This is a genomic window from Variovorax sp. PAMC26660 (genome assembly GCF_014302995.1).
Taxonomy (GTDB): domain Bacteria; phylum Pseudomonadota; class Gammaproteobacteria; order Burkholderiales; family Burkholderiaceae_C; genus Variovorax.
This window is the reverse complement of record NZ_CP060295.1, coordinates 6,509,051-6,525,185: the sequence shown is the minus strand read 5'-3', so window position 1 is coordinate 6,525,185 and position 16,135 is coordinate 6,509,051. Positions and strand designations below refer to the sequence as shown.

The following is a 16,135-nucleotide window of genomic DNA, read 5'->3' as shown; positions in this document are numbered from 1 at the left end:
TCCGCCATGAACACTCGCGTGATCATCGTGCCTGGTTGGCGCGACTCCGGGCCCGGCCATTGGCAGAGCCTGTGGGAAGCGCGCATTCCGGGCGCTGCGCGGGTGGCGCAGGACGACTGGGCTTCGCCCAAGCGCGACGCCTGGGTGTCGACGCTGGCCAAGCTGGTGCTCGACACCACAGGCCCGGTCGTGATCGTGGCGCACAGTCTGGGCTGCATCGCCACGGCGCACCTGCCGGCCGCTGCGGCCGCCCGTATTCAGGGAGCGCTGCTGGTGGCTCCGGCCGACCCCGAGCGCCGCGCGGTGCTGTCGGACTTCGCGCCCGTGCCCTACGCAGCGCTGCCGTACCGCAGCATCGTGGTGGCCAGCAGCAACGACCCCTATTGCCCCATCCGTCTTGCGGGTGCCTATTCCCGCGCCTGGGGCAGCGAGTTCGTGCGCATGCAGAATGCGGGCCACATCAATATCGATTCGGGGCACGGAGACTGGCCGCTCGGCCTGGCCCTGCTGCAATCGTTGACCGACGAACCCGCCGCCTGGTCGGCGGGTCGTGAATTTTCAGAAAACCTGGCCACTACATGACTTCCAGAATCAAGACCTTCGTCGCCGTGCTCGCGCTGGCGTCCTCCGCACTCGCCGGCAGCAGCGCCTTTGCACAAGGTTCGTCCAGCACGTCGCTGCTGAACGCCTCGTACGACGTGGCGCGCGAGTTCTACAAGGACTACAACGCGGCCTTCGTTGCGCACTACAAGAAGGTCACCGGCAAGGACGTCAAGATCGACCAGTCGCACGGCGGCTCCAGCGCGCAGGCACGTGCCGTGGCCGACGGCCTCGATGCCGACGTGGTGACCATGAACACCTCCACCGACATCGACTTCCTCGCCAACACCGGTGTGGTCGCGAAGGACTGGACCAAGAAATTCCCCGACAACGCATCGCCGACCACGTCGACCATGCTGTTCCTCGTTCGCAACGGCAACCCCAAGGGCATCAAGGACTGGGACGACCTGGTCAAGCCGGGCGTGCAGGTCGTGATCGTCAACCCCAAGACCGGCGGCAACGGGCGCTACGCCTACCTTGCGGCCTGGGGCTACATCAAGAAGAAGGGCGGCACCGATGCGCAGGCCGCCGAGTTCGTCGGCAAGCTCTTCAAGAACGTGCCCGTGCTGGCACGCGGCGGCCGCGACGCCACCACCGCCTTCCTGCAACGCAACATCGGCGATGCGCTGATCACCTTCGAGTCGGAAGTGGTGTCGATCGACCGCGAGTTCGGCACCGGCAAGGTCGATTCGATCTATCCGTCGATCAGCATCGTGGCCGAGAACCCGGTCGCTGTGGTCGAACGCACCGTCAACAAGAAGGGCACGGGCGAGTTGGCCAAGGCCTACCTCGACTGGCTCTACTCTGAAGAAGCGCAGGAAATCGCCGCCAAGCATGCGCTGCGTCCGCGTTCGCAAGCCGTGCTCAAGAAGTACGCATCGACCTTCAAGCCACTGCAGCTCTTCACCGTGCAAGAACTGTTCGGCAGCCTCGGCGAAGCGCAGAAGGTGCACTTCAATGACGGTGGTCAGTTCGACAAGCTCTACACGCCTGGCGCGAAGTAAATGAGCGGCGCTGTTTCATCGGCGCTCCCGTCCGCGGGAGCGCCGCTTTCGCGTGCCAATCGGGCAAGGGGCAACAAGCGCGTGTTGCCGGGCTTTCACATCACGCTCGGCTTCTCGATTTTCTATCTCTGCCTGATCGTGCTGATCCCGCTGTCGGCGCTGGTCTTCAAGACCTTCACGCTGAACTGGGACCAGTTCTGGGTGGCCGTGACCGCGCCGCGCGTGATGGCCTCGTACCGGCTGACCTTCGGCGCCTCGCTGATCGCGGCTTTGGTGAATGCCGTGTTCGGCCTGCTCGTGGCCTGGGTGCTGGTGCGCTACAAGTTTCCGGGCAAGCGCATCGTCGATGCGCTGGTCGACCTTCCGTTCGCATTGCCGACCGCTGTGGCCGGCATTTCGCTGACCGCGCTGCTCGCGGGCAATGGCTGGATCGGCCAACTGCTGGAGCCGCACGGCATCAAGCTGGCCTTCACGCCGGCGGGCATCGTGATTGCGCTGATCTTCATCGGGCTGCCCTTCGTGGTGCGCACGGTGCAGCCGGTGCTCGAAGATGCCGAGAAGGAGCTTGAAGAAGCCGCCACCTCGCTTGGCGCGACGCGGCTGCAGACCTTCACGCGAGTGATCTTCCCGTCCATTGCGCCCGCGCTGCTGACCGGCTTTGCCATGGCCTTCGCGCGCGCCATCGGCGAATACGGCTCGGTGATCTTCATCGCCGGCAACATGCCGATGATTTCGGAGATCACGCCGCTCATCATCATCGGCAAGCTGGAGCAGTACGACTATGCGGGTGCCACCGCCGTCGCGCTGGTGATGCTGGTCATCTCTTTCGTGCTGTTGCTGGTCATCAACGGCCTGCAGGCATGGCAGCGCCGCCGCGCAGGAGCCTGACATGAGCGCACCTTCCAAAGTCATTCGCCGCGCACAGGCCGGCACCACCGAAGCACCGTGGGTGCGCTGGCTGCTGATCGGCATTGCGCTCGCGTTCATGTTCCTGTTCCTCGTGCTGCCGCTGGCGGCCGTGGCAACCGAGGCATTGCGCAAGGGCGTCGGCGCCTATCTTGAAGCGCTGAAGGAACCCGACGCCTGGAGCGCCATCCGCCTCACGCTGATCACGGCCGCCATCACGGTGCCGCTGAACCTCGTGTTCGGCGTGGCCGCGGCCTGGGCGGTCGCCAAGTTCGAGTTTCGCGGCAAGGCCTTCCTCACCACGCTGATCGACCTGCCGTTCGCGGTGTCGCCAGTGGTGGCGGGCCTGATCTATGTGCTGGTGTTCGGTGCACAGGGCTGGATCGGCCCCTGGCTCGCTGAGCACGACATCAAGATCATCTTTGCCGTGCCCGGCATCGTGCTGGCCACCGTGTTCGTGACCTTTCCGTTCATCGCGCGCGAACTCATTCCGCTGATGCAGGCACAAGGCACCGACGAAGAGCAGGCCGCCATCGTGCTGGGCGCGACCGGCTGGCAGACCTTCTGGCGCGTGACGCTGCCCAACATCAAGTGGGGCCTGCTGTATGGCGTGATCCTGTGCAATGCGCGCGCCATGGGCGAGTTCGGCGCGGTGTCGGTGGTGTCGGGCCACATCCGCGGCCAGACCAACACCATGCCGCTGCACGTGGAAGTGCTCTACAACGAATACCAGTCGGTGGCCGCCTTCGCCGTGGCTTCGCTGCTGGCGATCCTGGCGCTGGTTACGCTGGTGATCAAGTCGGTCATCGAGTGGCGCCACGAGCGCGAGATGAAGGCCATTGCCGAGCTGCCGCCGGAACGTCCGCCCGAGCCCACGGCGGCCTGAGAGAGAAAGAACAGAAGATCATGAGCATCGAAATCCGCAACATCAGCAAGCAGTTCGGCGACTTCCGCGCGCTGCGCGACGTGAACCTCGACGTCGAGTCGGGCGAGCTTGTCGCGCTGCTCGGCCCCTCGGGCTGCGGCAAGACCACGCTGCTGCGCATCATCGCGGGGCTGGAAACGGCCGACACCGGCAGCATCCTGTTCTCGGGCGAAGACACGACCGACGTGCATGTGCGTGAGAGGCAGGTCGGCTTCGTGTTCCAGCACTACGCGTTGTTCCGCCACATGACCGTGTTCGAGAACGTCGCCTTCGGTCTGCGCGTGAAGCCGCGCAAGGAGCGTCCGAGCGACGCGCAGATCAAGGCCAAGGTGACCGACCTGCTCAAGCTGGTGCAGCTCGACTGGCTGGCAGACCGCTACCCGTCGCAACTGTCCGGCGGCCAGCGCCAGCGCATCGCGCTGGCCCGCGCGCTGGCGGTGGAGCCCAAGGTGCTGCTGCTCGACGAACCCTTCGGCGCGCTCGACGCCAAGGTGCGCAAGGAGCTGCGTCGCTGGCTGCGCCGGCTGCACGACGAACTGCACGTCACCTCGATCTTCGTCACGCACGACCAGGAAGAAGCGCTCGAAGTGGCCGACCGCGTGGTGGTCATCAACAAGGGCCAGATCGAGCAGGTCGGCTCACCGCAAGACGTGTGGGACAAGCCCGCGAGTCCCTTTGTCTACGGTTTCCTCGGCGACGTGAACCTGTTCCATGGCCGGGCGGACAATGGCGCGGTGCAGCTCGACGGCATGCGCCTGGATTCGCCCGAGCACAGTGGCGCGCGCGACGCCAAGGCGCTGGCCTATGTGCGGCCACATGACCTGGATGTGACACGTTATGTGGCCGGCGCCACCGGCATCGTCGCCACGCTGTCGCGTGCGATTGTGGTCGGACCCATCGCAAGGCTGGAACTTGAGCCCACCGAATCGAATCCAGATAATCCGGGCTCCGGAACCATCATCGAAGCGCAACTCCCTGCGCAACAGTTCCGCGACCTGGGCTTGAAGGAAGGCGACACCGTCGTCGCCAATCCACGCAAGGCCAGGGTGTTCGTCGAAGAAGAATGGGTATCTCCTTGATCGATTGGTACTTCGGCGCGCCGCGCCGCGCGTATGGGCTGATCTGCCTGGCCTGCGTCCTGATGCTGGCCTTCGGGCTTTACCTTCAGCACGTGGTCGGGCTCGAACCGTGTCCCATGTGCATCGTGCAGCGCTATGCGCTGGTGCTGGTGGCGCTCTTCACGGGGCTGGCGGGTGCGTTCCGTAACAGGGGCCTGCAGATCACCGGTGGCCTGCTGGCCCTGGTCTCTGCCATCGGCGGCGCCTACACGGCGGCCGCGCAGAGCTGGCTGCAGTGGTATCCGCCCGAAGTCGTGTCCTGCGGGCGCGACCTGTACGGAATGATCGAAACCTTCCCGCTCAAGCGCGCGCTGCCGCTGATCTTCCGTGGCGGCGGCGACTGCTCGAAGGTCGACTGGACGCTGTTCGGCCTGACGCTGGCGAACTGGTCGTTCGTCGCGTTCACGGTGCTCTCGCTGCTGCTGATCACGCTGCTGGTTCGCTCGCGCCGCGCGCGCTGAACACGCAGCGGCCGATAGCGGCTGCATTCGATGGAATTCGATTGCCTCGCTGGCCTGCAAAGGCCGGCGGGGCTTTTCCTTTTCGGGGCGAGGAAGAGTCCCTTGGTGGCATCACCCCCTTTAGCAGCCCTTAAGCATGCGGCGATAGGATCGATCCACTCCAGCAGCGTGTTTCACTCCCACCTCATTGCATGCCAAACACCCCACCGCGGCGATCGCGCAAGCTCCTTGTCGGTATCACCGTTCTTGTCGTCCTGGCCATCGTCGCCTTTTTCTGGCTGAGCCCCGCCAAGAAGACCGAATACCTCACCGCCGCCGTGCAGCGCGCCGATCTCGAGAACGCGGTGCTCGCCACCGGCGTCCTGCAGGCGCTCAGGCAGGTTGAAATCGGTGCGCAGGTCAGCGGCCAGCTCAAGTCGCTCAAGGTCGTGCTCGGCCAGACCGTGAAGAAGGGCGACTGGCTGGCGGAGATCGATCCGGTCATTTCGCAGAACACGCTCGCGCAGGAACAGGCCAAGCTGGAGAACCTGCAGGCGCAAAAACTGGCGAAGGAAGTGCGCGTCAAGCAGGCTGAACTGTCCTGGGCACGCCAGCGCGAAATGCTCGCGCAGGACGCCGCGGCGCGGCAGGACATGGAAAGCGCCGACGCCGAGCTTCGCGCGCTGCGCGCCGACGGGGTGTCTTTGGACGCGCAGATCCGCCAGCAGAAACTCGCGCTCGCGTCGGCGCAGACCAACCTGTCATACACGCGCATCGTCGCGCCCATCGATGGCGACGTGGTGTCGATCAGCACGCTCGAAGGCCAGACGGTGGTGGCCTCGTTCCAGGTGCCCACGCTGATGAAGCTGGCCGACCTGTCGACCATGACGGTCAAGGCCCAGGTGTCCGAAGCCGACGTGGTGCGCGTGAAGCCGGGGCAGCCGGTGTACTTCACCATCCTCGGCGACCCCGACAAGCGCTACCACGGCACGCTGCGCGCCGTGCAACCTTCGCCCGAGAAGATCAACAACGCGGTGTTCTTTAACGCGCTGTTCGACGTGCCCAACCCCGACCGCACGCTGCGCGTCGACATGACGGCGCAGGTCGCGATCATGCTGGGCGAAGCCAGGCAGGCGCTGACCGTGCCGCTGACCGCACTCGGTGCGCGCGACAAGGATGGCCGACAGGAAGTGCGCGTGCTCAAGGCCGACCAGAGCGTCGAAAAGCGGCTCGTGCGCGTCGGCATCACCAACAACTTCCAGGCCCAGGTGCTCGAAGGCCTGAAAGAAGGCGACAACGTCATCACCGGCGATCCCTCGACATTGGAGAAGTCGGACGACGGCAACGGCGGCAGAGGAAAGCGCCAGTGACGCAGCCGCAGGCGAATCAGCCTTTGCTGACGCTGCGCGGCATCGGCCGCAGCTTTCCCTCGGGCGAGCAGGAAGTGCAGGTGCTGAAAGACGTCGACCTCGACATCGGCAACGGCGAAATGCTGGCCATCGTCGGTGCCTCGGGCTCGGGCAAGTCGACGCTGATGAACATCCTCGGCTGTCTCGACCGACCCAGCACCGGCACCTACACCGTCTCGGGCAAGGACGTCGGCACGCTCGACAGCGACGCGCTGGCCGAGCTGCGGCGCGAGCACTTCGGCTTCATCTTCCAGCGCTACCACCTGATGCAGCACCTGACGGCCACGGGCAACGTCGAGGTGCCCGCCGTCTATGCCGGCACCGATGGCGAAGCGCGCGAGACGCGTGCCCGCGAACTGCTGGCGCGGCTGGGACTTGGCGATCGCACCGAGCATCGGCCGAGCCAGCTCTCGGGCGGCCAGCAGCAGCGGGTGAGCATTGCGCGCGCGCTGATGAACGGTGGCCAGGTCATCCTTGCCGACGAGCCGACCGGCGCGCTCGACAGGAAAAGCGGCCAGGAGGTCATCGCGATCCTGCGCGAACTGCACGCGCAAGGCCACACCATCATCATCGTGACGCACGACATGCAGGTGGCCAGTTGCACCGAGCGCATCATCGAGATTGCCGATGGCGTGATCGTGGGCGACCGGCCGAATGTGCCCACTGTGACGGCACCCACGCAGGCCATGGGGACCGAGGCGGTGCAGCCCGTCGTGAGCCCGCCCAAGCTGGGCATCGCGCGCTTCAGCACGGGCTGGGCCCGGTTTGTCGAGGCCTTCCGCATGGCATGGCGCTCGATGATGGCGCACCGCATGCGCACCGCGCTGACCATGCTGGGCATCGTCATCGGCATCACCTCGGTGGTGTCGATCGTGGCCATCGGGGAGGGCGCCAAGCGCTTCGTGCTGTCGGACATCAAGGCCATCGGCACCAACACGCTCGACATCTACCCCGGCCATGATTTCGGCGACGACAAGGCGTCCAGCATCCGGACCCTGATGCCGACCGACCTGCAGGCGATTGCGGCGCAGCCCTATGTGCACAGCGTGACGCCCTCGACCTCGCGCAGCCTGCGGCTGCGCTACCGCAGCATCGACATCAACGGCAACGTGAGCGGCGTCAGCGACAGCTTCTTTCGCGTGCGCGACATCCAGATGGCCAGCGGCGCGGCCTTCAATGCGAACGACGTGCGGCAGCAGACCCAGGTGGTGGTGATCGACCAGAACACGCGGCGCAAGCTGTTCACCGACGGCAGCGACCCGGTCGGCAAGGTGATCCTCGTCGGCAACCTGCCGTGCACGGTGATCGGCGTGGCGGCAGAGAAGAAGAACATGTTCGGCGAGAACAAGTCGCTCAACATCTGGCTGCCCTACAGCACGGGCGCGAGCCGGTTGTTCGGGCAGCAGCACTTCGATGCAATCACGGTGCGCATCGGCGACGACCAGCCGACCCGGGCGGCCGAGGACAGCATCGTGCGGCTGCTCACCATGCGCCACGGCAGCAAGGATTTTTTCACCTACAACATGGACAGCATCGTGAAGACGGTCGAGCGCACGAGCCAGTCGCTCACGCTGCTGCTGTCGCTGATCGCGGTGATCTCGCTGGTGGTGGGCGGCATCGGCGTGATGAACATCATGCTGGTGTCGGTGACCGAGCGCACCCGCGAGATCGGCATTCGTATGGCCGTGGGCGCGCGCCAGAGCGATGTGCTGCAACAGTTTCTGACCGAGGCGGTGCTGGTGTGCCTCGTGGGTGGGTTCATCGGCGTGACGCTGTCGTATGGCATCAGCTTTGTGTTTTCGCTTTTCGTGAAGCAATGGCAAATGATCTTTTCAATGGGCGCCGTGGCGTCGGCCTTCTTGTGCGCGACGCTGATTGGCGTGTTGTTCGGCTATCTGCCGGCACGCAATGCAGCGCGGCTGGACCCGATCGAGGCGTTGGCTCGTGAGTAGGGCGCGTCTTTGTCTGCGGTTGAGTGCGGTCGCCATCGCGTTGGCGCTCGGCGGGTGCACCGCGTTCCAGCCCGAGCGCCGCGAGCAGCGGCCGATCGAAATGCCGCAGGCGTGGCAGCAGCAACAACGGCCGCAGTCGGCTGCTGCGGTGAATGCGGCTGCGATGCCTGCGACCCGTTGGTGGAACGCATTCAATGACCCGCAGCTCGACACCTTGATCGACAGCGCGCTGCGCACCAACAGCAACCTTGCCGCAGCGGGCATTCGCGTGCAGCGCGCGCAGTTGCAGGCAAGCCTGGCCAACACGAACCTCACGCCCAGCGTGGCGGGGCAGGCCAGCGTGAATCGCAGCTATGACCTGAAGCGCGGCGGCGTGGTCGGCTCCGCGTCAGGCTCGATGGTGACGCTGAGCTACGAGCTGGATCTGTGGGGCCGACTTTCTGCATTGCGCAGCGCCGCCGATTGGGAGCTGAAGGCCACCGAGTCCGACCGGCAGGCCGCTGCGCTCGCGCTCGTGGGCACCACGGCGGGGCTCTATTGGCAGACGGGGTATCTGAATCAGCGCATCGCGTTGAGCGAGGCGGGCATCGAGGACGGCCGGCGCATTCTTGTGCTGGTGCGCGTGAAGTACGCCGCCGGGGCCGTGTCGGGACTCGACTTGGCGCAGGCAGGCCAGAACCTCGCGAGCCAGGAAGCAGCACACACCCAATTGCTGCAGCAGCGCGTCGAGGCGCGCAATGCGCTGGCGATCTTGTTTGATCAGCCGCCCGAGGCGATGGCGGTGGAGCCGTCGCAGTTGCCGACCCTTGAGCTTCCGGTCATCGATGCCGGCCTGCCGGCAAGCCTGCTGGGCCGTCGCCCCGATCTGCGTGCAGCCGAGCAGCGCTTGCGCGGATCGCTGGCGAATGTCGACGCCACCCGAACCGGCTTCTATCCGACGCTGAGCCTCACCGGCTCGCTGGGCACGTCGAGCACTGCATTGGGCGAACTGCTGAAGAACCCGGTCGGCACGCTCGGTGCAGGGTTGGTGTTGCCATTTCTGCAATGGAACACGGCGCGGATGACCGTGGCGGTTTCGCAGACGCAATACGAGGAGGCGGTGCTCGGCTTTCGCCAGTCGCTCTACACGTCGTTGTCCGAAGTGGAGAACGCACTGTCGTCGCGCACGCAATTGCGTGATGAGAGCGAGAAACTGGTGCTGGCGTTGCAGCAGGCGCAGCGTGCGGAGAAGCTGTCCGAGGTTCGCTACAAGGCGGGTGCGACGGCGCTGCAACCGGTGCTCGATGCCAAGGACAGGCGTCGCACTGCCGAGGTGTCGCTGGCCCAGAATCGATTGAACCAACTCAATGCGACGATGACGCTCTACAAGGCGTTGGGTGGGGGCGCTGTCGTCCTGTAACGGTTTGCCGGTCTTGACTGGGGCGCGGCGCCAGGCACCCCGTCAAGAACTACAAAGGCAAAGTATCGAACGCAGCGTAGACCGTGGCCAGCCACGACTTCACGCGCTGGCGCTCCAGCAGCCCCAGCGCATGCACACCTTCCCGGTCATGCACTGCCTTCCAGAAGCTGGTGTTCTGCGCATCGATCTTTCGCATGCTGGCTTCGTGCAGACGCGGCAACGCAATCACGCGGGCCCCATTGGCTGTCGCCTTGGAGAGCGACTGCGAAGCCAGCAGCATGCCGAAGTCGCTGCCTCGACCGTAGTTCTGTACCACGATGTAGTTGGGCCGGTTGCCGAAGGTGTCGATCAGCGAGCCGAGCAGGTCGGTCGAGTCCTTGCCGTCGTCCAGCACATGCCAGAAGTTGACGGTGACGCCGATCTCGGCGAACACGTCGAAAAGGTCTGATTCCTTGATCCAGCGCGACAGCGGCGCCAGCGTCTGGGCCGCGAGGTCGACGATCACGCTTTGCTGCGGGTTGCTCTCGAAGCCATTCACGACCGTGTCCAGCCCCTCAAAACTGTCGACCACCACGGGCGAGGCAAAGCCTTCGTAGAAGCGGGTGAAGGAGCTGTGCGAGCGATCGGTGTCGAAACCCGTGAACGGACGGCTGTGGTCGATGAAGTACTGCGCCAGCACGCGCGCCGTGACCGACTTGCCGACACCGCCTTTTTCGCCGCCGATGAAATTGATGGAGCTCATGAGTTGCTGCAGCCTCGAATGGGTTGAGGGGTGAAGGGCGGATTCATTCTAGGGGGCCGTTTTGTCTGCTTAACTTACTTGGGCATCAGCGTGAAGAGCGGCATGACCACGCCCATGATCCAGTTCTGGCCGAAGTCGAGTGCCGCCCGGCGGTACTTCTCGTCGGCCTGCGCGGCCAACAGGTCGAGCCGCGCGATCACCTTCGACAGCTCGCGGTCGGCCACGAGATTGCGGCCGCGGTCGCTGATTTCGGTGGCCAGCAGCAGCGGCTGGCCGTCGGGCCCGGTCTTGGAGGAGATCAGCCAGAGCGAGATGTCGAAATTGCGGGCGACCCGGTAGCTGTTCTCGGCGTCGATGCCGTCGATCATGGTCTGGTCCCAGGTGTTGCCGTTGGCCTGCTTGAGCATCGTGGCCCAGCCGTACACCAGCGCCGCGACGCGATCGCCCTGGTAAGCCTGCGGCCCGGTCTCGAAGGCCAGCCGGACGGCGTCGATGCCGGTGGCGCCGTGCAATTCGGGCAGCGTGGTGTCTTTCAGCACGGCATCCCAGGTGCGCTGGACGGCTTCGTCGATGCTGGCCGCCGACTTGCGCCATTCGCGCGGGTTGCGCCGGTACAAGGTGTTCTGCACACGGCGGACCGATTGCAGGTTGTCGCGCAGCGACAGGTTGGCAATGCGGTTGGTGCCGGATTGCAGCCATTCCTGGCTGGCATAGGGCTCGGCGCGATCGGTGGAGCGGACCGACGAGCAGCCGGCCAGACCGAGCAGGGCGGCGGTGCCTGCCAGCAGGCAAATGCGTCGTACGGCAAGGGGGGGTGAAACCGGGGAATCGCTCATGCCCTGACGTTATCATCCACGGCTGGGGCGGCGGTCTGCTGCAAGCTGCAGGCCCGTGCAATTTTCCTTACAAATCAATACCTTGGCGCTACGTCGAGGCAGGCCGACAAGTCGTGCGTCTTAATTCCATCAAGCTTTCGGGCTTCAAGTCGTTCGCCGAACCCACCAACTTCCTGCTGCCGGGCCAACTGGTTGGCGTGGTGGGGCCCAATGGTTGCGGCAAGTCGAACATCATGGATGCGGTGCGCTGGGTGCTTGGCGAGTCGCGCGCGTCGGAGTTGCGCGGCGAGTCGATGCAAGACGTGATCTTCAACGGCACGACCACCCGCAAGCAGGCCAGCCGCTCGAGCGTGGAGCTGGTGTTCGACAACGCCGATCATCGCGCCGGCGGCCAGTGGAATCAGTTCGGCGAAATTGCCGTGCGGCGCGTGCTCACGCGCGACGGCACGAGCAGCTACTACATCAACAACCAGCCGGTGCGCCGCCGCGACGTGCAGGACGTGTTCCTGGGCACGGGTCTCGGCCCGCGCGCCTACGCCATCATCGGCCAGGGCACGATCAGCCGGATCATCGAATCCAAGCCCGAAGAACTGCGCCTGTTCCTCGAAGAGGCCGCCGGCGTCTCCAAGTACAAGGAGCGCCGCCGCGAGACGGAAAACCGCCTGGGCGACACGCGCGAAAACCTCGTGCGGGTCGAAGACATCCTTCGCGAACTCAACGCCAACCTCGAAAAGCTGGAGAAGCAGGCCGAGGTGGCCGCGCGCTACAACACGCTGCAGGGCGAGGCCACGAAGAAGCAACACCAGTTGTGGTTTCTCAAGCGCAGCGAGAGCGATGCCGACCAGGCCAAGATCAAGGCCGATTCCGAAAAGGCCATCAACGACCTCGAATCGCGCACCGCCGACCTGCGCCGCATCGAAGCCGAACTCGAAACCGTGCGCCAGGCCCACTACGCGGCCGGCGACCAGGTCAACCAGGCGCAAGGCAAGCTCTACGAAGCCAGCGCCGAAGTCGGCCGGCTCGAAGGCGAGATCCGCTTCGTGGTCGAAGGCCGCCAGCGCGTCGAACAGCGCCTGGTGCAACTGCGCGAGCAGATGGGCCAGTGGGGCACCCGCCGCACCGACGCCGAAGCCGAGATCGAAACGCTGGCCGGGCAGGGCGTCGATGCCGAAGAGCAGACCATCCTGCTGGCCGCGCAGCTCGAAGAACACGACGCGCGCATGCCCGAGCTCGAAGAGGCCGTGCAGCGCGCGCAGGACGAGGCCAACGCCCAGCGCACGACGGTGTCGCAGGTGCAGCAGCAGATCCAGGTGCTGGCCGCCGACCAGCGCAACATCGAAGACCAGAGCCGCCAGCTCACGCAGCGCAGCGAACGCCTGCGCGCCGATCAGAACGCATTGGCCGCGCCCGACGAGGACCGGCTGCTCGAAATGCAGGAACAACTGGCCGCCGCCCAGGAAGCCGCCAGCGAAGCCGATGCGCGCCTGCAGGAACTGCAGGAGACCGTTCCGCAACTCGACGACGACCGCCGCACACGCCAGCAGGCCGTGAACACCGAGGGTGCGCGCCACGCCGAGTACTCGGCCCGGCTCGAAGCGCTGCGTGCCCTGCAGGAAAAAGTCAAAACCGACGGCAAGCTGGCCCCCTGGCTCGCCAAGCACGGCCTCGACGGCCTGCAAGGCCTGTGGAGCCGCATCCACATCGAGCAGGGCTGGGAAAGCGCGCTCGAAGCCGCGTTGCGCGAGCGCCTGGGTGCGCTCGAAGTCAGCCGGCTCGACATGGTGCGTGCCTTCGGTAACGATGCGCCGCCTGCCAAGCTCGCCTTCTACAGCCCGCCAGCCGCCGGTGCACCGCAGGGTTCGGCCGCGCTGCCGCGCCTGTCGAGCCTCTTGCGCCTGAATGACGCCGGCCAGCAAGCCTTGCTGAACGACTGGCTCCACGGCTGTTATACGGCCCAGAGCTTCGAGGAAGCACTGGCCCAGCGCGCCACGTTGCAGCCCGGCGAAGTCATCTATGTGCAGAGCGGCCACGCCGTGTCCTCGCACAGCGTCAACTTCTATGCGCCTGATTCCGAACAGGCCGGCCTGCTGGCCCGCCAGCAGGAAATGGAAAACCTGGAGCGTCAGCTTCGGGCCCAGACGCTCATCAACGAGGAAGCGCGCACCGCGCTGATTCGCGCCGAAGCCGCCTATGGCGATGCCGCCTCGCGCCTCGTGACCGCGCGGCGCGAAGCGGCCGACACCCAGTCGCGTGCCCACGAACAACAGGTCGAGACGCTGCGCATGACGCAGCTCGCCGAGCAGACCCGTGCGCGCAGCGAGCAACTGGCCACGGACCTTGGTGAAGTCGACGCGCAGCTCGAAGAGCTGCAAGAAAAACGCGTTGCCGCCGAAGGCCGCTTCGAAGAACTCGACATGCAACTGGCCGACAGCCAGGAGCGCCACGCCCAGCTCGACGAACGCGTGATCGACGCCGGCCGTGCGCTGACGGCCAGCCGCGAGCAGCACCGCAGCCTCGAGCGCCAGGCGCAGGAAGCCACCTTCTCGCAACGCACGCTCGAAGCCCGCCGCGGCGAACTCAACCGCGCCATCGAAACCGCCTCGCAACAGGTCGTGGCGCTCACCGACGAAGACGAGCGCGCCCGTGCCGAACTGAGCCGCCTGTCCGATGCCGCCGCGCAAGCCGGGCTGCAGGATGCCCTGTCGCTCAAGCTCGAACGCGAGACCTCGCTGGGCGCTTCGCGCAGCCAGTACGACGACCTCACGCTCAAGCTGCGCGCCAGCGACGAGCGCCGCCTGCAGCTCGAACGCGAGCTTGACCCGCTGCGCCAGCGCATCACCGAATTCCAGCTCAAGGAACAGGCCGCTCGCCTGGGTGTCGAGCAGTACCAGCAACTGCTGGACGACGCCGGCGCCGACTTGGAAGCCGTGGCGCTGTCGATCGAGACCGACAAGGTGCGCCTGACCGGCCTGCAAGGCGAAATCGATCGCCTCAACCGCGAGGTCGTGGCGCTGGGTGCGGTGAACCTGGCCGCGCTCGACGAACTCGCCATTGCGAGCGAGCGCAAGACCTTCCTCGATGCCCAATCGGCCGACCTGAACGAAGCCATCGGCACGCTCGAAGACGCCATCCGCAAGATCGACGCCGAAACGCGCGACCTGCTGGGCGGCACCTTCAAGATCGTCAACGAGCACTTCAGCCGCATGTTCCCCGAGCTGTTCGGCGGCGGCAATGCGCGGCTGGTGATGACGGGCGACGAAATCCTCGATGCCGGCGTGCAGGTGCTGGCGCAGCCACCCGGCAAGAAGAACCAGACCATCCACCTGCTGTCGGGCGGCGAGAAGGCGCTCACGGCCATTGCGCTGGTGTTTGCGATCTTCCAGCTCAACCCGGCGCCTTTCTGCCTGCTGGACGAAGTGGATGCGCCGCTGGACGACGCGAACACCGAGCGCTATGCCAAACTCGTGACCGCCATGAGCCGCGAAACCCAGTTCCTCTTCATCAGCCACAACAAGATCGCCATGGAAATGGCCGAGCAACTGATCGGCGTCACGATGCAGGAACAGGGCGTGTCGCGGATCGTCGCGGTCGACATGGAGTCGGCCGCCTCGATGGTCGAAGCCGCTTGAACCGGGCGGCCCCATGAGCAATCTCACTCTTGCCCTGGCCATCTTCGGTGGCCTCGTTCTCGCGGCTGTCGTGGGCTACGAAACCATGATGTCGCGCCGCAATGCGCCGCGCCAACCCGACGCGGTCGATACCGCACTGGCCGATGCCGAGCGCGCGCTGTCGTCTTCGGGCGATGACGTGGAGCCAATGCTGCATGTCGACCCGCACCAGGTGTCGGGCACCGCCGATCGCCATGAACCGCTGTTCGACCCCGACCTGCCGGCGCCCAGCGGCGTGCCCGTGCCGACCGGCGAGCGTCGCGGCGGGCTCGATCCGCTGATCGACGTGATCGCACCGATCTCGCTGGACGGCCTGGCCTCGGGCGATGCCGCCATTGCCGCCATGCCGCCGACGCGGCGCGCGGGCAGCAAGCCGGTGGCCATCGAAGGCCTGAACGAGCGCAACGGCCAGTGGGAGCCACCCGTGCCCGGCCAGCGCTACAGCGCGTTCCAGGTCGGCGTGCAATTGGCCAACCGCACCGGCGCGCTCAACGAGATCGAGTACTCCGAGTTCGTCGTGAAGGCGCAGGCCTTTGCCGACTCGGTCAACGGCTCGCCCGAGTTTCCCGAGATGCTCGACGAAGTGGCGCGTGCCCGCGAGCTCGACCAGTTCGCCAGCGCGCACGATGCGCAACTGGGCTTCGTGCTGCGCGCGCTGCATGCGGCCTGGAGTCCCGGCTACGTGCAGCAGAACGCCGCGCGGCTCGGCTTCGTGGCCGGCATCATTCCGGGGCGCATGGTGCTGCCGACCGGTGAGGTCGGATTGCCGCCGATCCTCGGGCTGGCCTTCGACACCCAGGCCGCGCTGGCCGACGATCCGGCGCAATCGGCCATCCGCGAATTGAGCCTGAGCCTGGATGTGCCGCAGGTCGATCGCGGCGAGGAGCCGTTCCGCCGCATGCGCGAAGCCGCCGCCACGCTCGCTCGCGAGATGGACGGCGTGGTGACCGACAGCGACGGCCAACTCCTGCGCGACGAGACGATGGACGTGATCGGCATCGACCTCGAGCAGCTCTACGACACGCTCGATGCGCGCGACCTGGCGGCCGGCTCCCCGCTGGCCCGCCGCCTCTTCAGCTAAGGATGTCGGCCCCCCGGCTTGCCACTGCGTGTGCTTCGCCACCCCTCGAGGGGGA

The 16,135-nt window shown here is 65.9% G+C and carries 13 protein-coding genes; 11 read left to right on the top strand and 2 right to left on the bottom strand.

All coding sequences use genetic code 11. The features are described 5' to 3' along the window. The first annotated feature begins 6 nt into the window (after positions 1–6). The 9 genes from H7F35_RS30590 to H7F35_RS30550 all read left to right on the top strand — a co-directional run bounded on the left by H7F35_RS30590 (position 7) and on the right by H7F35_RS30550 (position 9,753). Complete coding sequence (locus H7F35_RS30590; RefSeq protein ID WP_187110251.1) at positions 7–582, top strand: RBBP9/YdeN family alpha/beta hydrolase; 576 nt, start codon at positions 7–9, stop codon at positions 580–582. Further along, positions 579–1,604 carry a sulfate ABC transporter substrate-binding protein gene (locus tag H7F35_RS30585; RefSeq protein WP_187110250.1) on the top strand — a complete coding sequence of 342 codons (1,026 nt, stop codon included), beginning with the start codon at positions 579–581 and terminating at the stop codon, positions 1,602–1,604. The genes H7F35_RS30590 and H7F35_RS30585 overlap by 4 nt, the downstream gene beginning before the upstream one ends. Further along, positions 1,605–2,492, top strand: coding sequence for a sulfate ABC transporter permease subunit CysT (gene cysT, locus H7F35_RS30580; protein WP_187110249.1), 888 nt, complete (start codon positions 1,605–1,607; stop codon positions 2,490–2,492). Between the two features lies 1 nt (position 2,493). Further along, positions 2,494–3,396 (top strand): sulfate ABC transporter permease subunit CysW, encoded by a 903-nt coding sequence (cysW, locus tag H7F35_RS30575; RefSeq protein WP_187110248.1) that lies wholly within the window; start codon positions 2,494–2,496, stop codon positions 3,394–3,396. Between the two features lie 20 nt (positions 3,397–3,416). After that, positions 3,417–4,514, top strand: a complete 1,098-nt coding sequence (locus H7F35_RS30570; RefSeq protein WP_187110247.1) for a sulfate/molybdate ABC transporter ATP-binding protein — start codon at positions 3,417–3,419, stop codon at positions 4,512–4,514. Continuing rightward, on the top strand, positions 4,499–5,014 hold the full coding sequence (locus H7F35_RS30565; protein WP_187110246.1) for a disulfide bond formation protein B: 516 nt from the start codon (positions 4,499–4,501) through the stop codon (positions 5,012–5,014). The genes H7F35_RS30570 and H7F35_RS30565 overlap by 16 nt, the downstream gene beginning before the upstream one ends. Before the next feature lie 191 nt (positions 5,015–5,205). Beyond that, positions 5,206–6,363 (top strand): macrolide transporter subunit MacA, encoded by a 1,158-nt coding sequence (macA, locus tag H7F35_RS30560; protein ID WP_187110245.1) that lies wholly within the window; start codon positions 5,206–5,208, stop codon positions 6,361–6,363. Beyond that, complete coding sequence (macB, locus tag H7F35_RS30555; RefSeq protein ID WP_187110244.1) at positions 6,360–8,354, top strand: macrolide ABC transporter ATP-binding protein/permease MacB; 1,995 nt, start codon at positions 6,360–6,362, stop codon at positions 8,352–8,354. Before macA ends, macB begins: the two co-directional genes overlap by 4 nt. Then, positions 8,311–9,753, top strand: a complete 1,443-nt coding sequence (locus tag H7F35_RS30550; RefSeq protein WP_187110243.1) for an efflux transporter outer membrane subunit — start codon at positions 8,311–8,313, stop codon at positions 9,751–9,753. The genes macB and H7F35_RS30550 overlap by 44 nt, the downstream gene beginning before the upstream one ends. 49 nt (positions 9,754–9,802) lie before the next feature. Here H7F35_RS30550 and H7F35_RS30545 read toward each other — a convergent pair whose 3' ends face one another. Continuing rightward, positions 9,803–10,495 carry a mobilization protein gene (locus H7F35_RS30545; protein WP_187110242.1) on the bottom strand — a complete coding sequence of 231 codons (693 nt, stop codon included), beginning with the start codon at positions 10,493–10,495 and terminating at the stop codon, positions 9,803–9,805. Positions 10,496–10,569: 74 nt separating this feature from the next. Continuing rightward, positions 10,570–11,331: a hypothetical protein gene (locus H7F35_RS30540; RefSeq protein ID WP_187110241.1), complete on the bottom strand. Its 762-nt coding sequence runs from the start codon at positions 11,329–11,331 to the stop codon at positions 10,570–10,572. A gap of 113 nt (positions 11,332–11,444) precedes the next feature. Between H7F35_RS30540 and smc the strand changes: the two genes are divergently transcribed. Further along, positions 11,445–14,960: a chromosome segregation protein SMC gene (gene smc, locus H7F35_RS30535; RefSeq protein WP_187110240.1), complete on the top strand. Its 3,516-nt coding sequence runs from the start codon at positions 11,445–11,447 to the stop codon at positions 14,958–14,960. A gap of 13 nt (positions 14,961–14,973) precedes the next feature. After that, complete coding sequence (locus tag H7F35_RS30530) at positions 14,974–16,080, top strand: cell division protein ZipA C-terminal FtsZ-binding domain-containing protein (RefSeq protein ID WP_187110239.1); 1,107 nt, start codon at positions 14,974–14,976, stop codon at positions 16,078–16,080. The last annotated feature ends 55 nt before the right edge of the window (positions 16,081–16,135 follow it).

Coding starts and splice junctions, on each gene's coding strand:
- H7F35_RS30565 (WP_187110246.1), top strand. CDS start 4,499: ATGGGTATCTCCTTGATCGATTGGTACTTCGGCGCGCCGCGCCGCGCG.
- H7F35_RS30545 (WP_187110242.1), bottom strand. CDS start 10,495: ATGAGCTCCATCAATTTCATCGGCGGCGAAAAAGGCGGTGTCGGCAAG.
- H7F35_RS30530 (WP_187110239.1), top strand. CDS start 14,974: ATGAGCAATCTCACTCTTGCCCTGGCCATCTTCGGTGGCCTCGTTCTC.
- macA (WP_187110245.1), top strand. CDS start 5,206: ATGCCAAACACCCCACCGCGGCGATCGCGCAAGCTCCTTGTCGGTATC.
- H7F35_RS30585 (WP_187110250.1), top strand. CDS start 579: ATGACTTCCAGAATCAAGACCTTCGTCGCCGTGCTCGCGCTGGCGTCC.
- H7F35_RS30540 (WP_187110241.1), bottom strand. CDS start 11,331: ATGAGCGATTCCCCGGTTTCACCCCCCCTTGCCGTACGACGCATTTGC.
- H7F35_RS30590 (WP_187110251.1), top strand. CDS start 7: ATGAACACTCGCGTGATCATCGTGCCTGGTTGGCGCGACTCCGGGCCC.
- H7F35_RS30570 (WP_187110247.1), top strand. CDS start 3,417: ATGAGCATCGAAATCCGCAACATCAGCAAGCAGTTCGGCGACTTCCGC.
- H7F35_RS30550 (WP_187110243.1), top strand. CDS start 8,311: ATGCAGCGCGGCTGGACCCGATCGAGGCGTTGGCTCGTGAGTAGGGCG.
- cysW (WP_187110248.1), top strand. CDS start 2,494: ATGAGCGCACCTTCCAAAGTCATTCGCCGCGCACAGGCCGGCACCACC.
- cysT (WP_187110249.1), top strand. CDS start 1,605: ATGAGCGGCGCTGTTTCATCGGCGCTCCCGTCCGCGGGAGCGCCGCTT.